Source organism: Streptomyces sp. NPDC004788, from assembly GCF_053601115.1.
Map to the genome: position 1 here is coordinate 1 of NZ_JBSGBF010000205.1, position 2,398 is coordinate 2,398.

The window sequence follows — 2,398 nt, forward strand, 5'->3', positions numbered from 1 at the left end:
GCCGGAGGCCGGGCTCGGGGTGTGGCGGTTCCGGCATCTGCCCGCGCGGGCGGAGGAGGCCAGGCGCATGGCGCCCGTGACGCTCGTCGGGATGCTGATCCCGCTGGCCGTCGGGCTGCTCGTGTGGGCCGCGTGGCGCCGCGACGTCTTCCCGTACAAGGTCGAGATCCTGCTGCTCCTCACCCCGAAGGAGTGGTGGTACCCGCTCACCACCTCGCCCGTCGACTGGCACGGCCAGGCCGCCCGCGCGCTGTACGACAGCGCGTTCCTCGTGCTGCTCGTGTGCGCCGTCGGCTTCCTCGGCTCCTGGGGCAAGATCACCCGCCACTACCTCGACCGGTTCCGGCCGCCCGGCCGCGCCGCCGTCGCCGGGGTGATGGCGCTCGCCGCCCTCACCCTCGTCTGGCCCGAGGCGTTCGGCCTGGGCTGGGACCCGCTGCCCGTCGTCTCCGCCGTGCTCTCCCTCGTCGCGCTGGTCACCGGCGGGTTCGAGGTGTTCGCCTCGCCCGTCCTCGTCTACACCCTGTACGCGCTGATCACCGCCCTCGTCCTGTGGCCGTTCGCCCGCGTCGGCGACTGGGCCGGCCTGCTCCGTACGTACCGCGCCCGCAAGGCCCCCCAGCCCCAGGCCGTCGCCACCGGGCCCGTCCTGCCGCCCTCCCAGTGGCCCGAGCTCCGCGCCGCCGGTGAGCAGCGCGCCGCCGACGTGCTCGCCGCCGAGGTGGCCGGCGGGCGGATGAACGACGTCGACGTCGCACGCGTACGGCGGGCCTGGGCGCAGTCCGCCCGGGACGGGATGCGCCGGGCCGCGCTCGTCGACGCGGTCGTCGAGCAGGGCGCCGCCGCGGCCGCCCACCCGTCCGGCGAGCGCGACCTGCCCGGCCGCCGCACCGCCACCCACGACCTGCTCCTCGGCCAGGTCCGCGTCGGGCGGTACGCGCCCGCCGAGCGCACCCCCGCCGCCTACCACGGCGCCGGCCTCGCCCTCGACCCCGCGCTGCTCGGCACCTCGCTGCTGGCCGTCGGCCCGTCCGGCTCCGGCAAGACCCGCGCCCTCGTCGCGCCCGTCGTCGAGTCGCTCGCCCTCCAGGCCCTCACCGGCGGCTGCGCCGTCGTCGCCGTCGGCGCGGCCGGGGCGCCGCTCGGCCCGGACGAGGCGTACGACGTCGTGATCCGCCTCGGCGACCCGGCCTCGCGGCACGACCTCGACCTGTACGCCGGGGCCACCGACCCGGACGAGGCCGCCGCGCTGCTCGCGGAGGGGCTCGTCGGCGACATGCCGGGCGTCGAGACCCGGCGGGCCGCCACCGTGCTCGCGCAGCTCATCGGCCCCTACCGGGCCGCGCACGGGCGCTTCCCCACCGTCCCGGTGCTGCGCGAACTCCTCGAAGCGCGCCCCGAGACCCTGCGGGCCCTGCTCGACCGGATCCCCGAGGACGGCGCCGCCACGGCCATGCGCCGCGAGCTGGAGTCCCGGATCCGGCAGGTCGGCACCGCGACAGACCTCGGCCCGGTGCTCGCCGACCGGCTCGCCGCGCTCGACCGGCCCGTCTTCGCCGACTTCTTCGGCGGCGGCAGCGAGGACAACGCCTTCGCGCTGCGGGCCGTCGTACGGCACCCGATGCGGGTCCGGATCAGCCTCCCGGAGGGCGCCCACGAGGAGGCCGCCCGGCTGCTCAACCGGCTGCTGCTCGCCCAGTTCCAGACCGTCGTACGGGACCGTCCGGGCCGGACCGAGGGCCCCGGGTCCCACTTCGCCTGCCTCGCCCTCGACGACGCGGCCGGCGCGCTCACCCCGGGGACCGTGCGCGGCCTGCAGCGGCTGCGCCCGCAGAACGCCGGCGTGGTGCTCGCCCTCCGTACCTTCGCCGAGGTCCCCGAGCCGCTGCACGGGCCGCTGCTCGCGGTCGTCGGCTGCCGGATGGCGTTCTCCGGCATCCCCACCTGGGACGGCCGGGCGTTCGCCGAGGCGTGGGGCACCGAACGGGTGGAGACCACCGAGGTCGCCCACCACACCGTCTTCGCCGACCAGCCGATGACCCGGGCCTTCCACGCGCTGCGCAAGCTGGTCACCGGCAAGGCCGTCACGACGGAGGCGGTGACCGTACGGGAGGTGGAGCGCGAGCGCTGGTCGGCCTCCGACCTCGCGCACGCCGTGCCGCCCGGGCACGCGGTCCTCTCGCTCACCGACGTGCGCGGCGAGCACACCCCGCCGCTCCTCGTGGACCTGCGGGACGCCGGCGCACGCGGCTGAGCGCGGGGTCCCGGCCGGGCTGGCAGAATCGGGGGCGCGCCGCTCCGACGGGCGGCGCGCCCCCCCCCCCCCCTAAAGTGCGGCCGGGCCCCAAAGCCCCCCCCCCCCCCCCGCCCGGGCGGGGGGCCCCCCCCCCCCCCCCCC

The 2,398-nt window shown here is 77.9% G+C and carries 1 protein-coding gene; it reads left to right on the plus strand.

Annotated elements, in window-relative coordinates:
- Positions 1–2,254 (plus strand): ATP/GTP-binding protein (locus ACWEJX_RS37705; protein WP_451611919.1); only part of this gene is annotated, 2,254 nt, incomplete at its 5' end.
- Between the last annotated feature and the right edge of the window lie 144 nt (positions 2,255–2,398).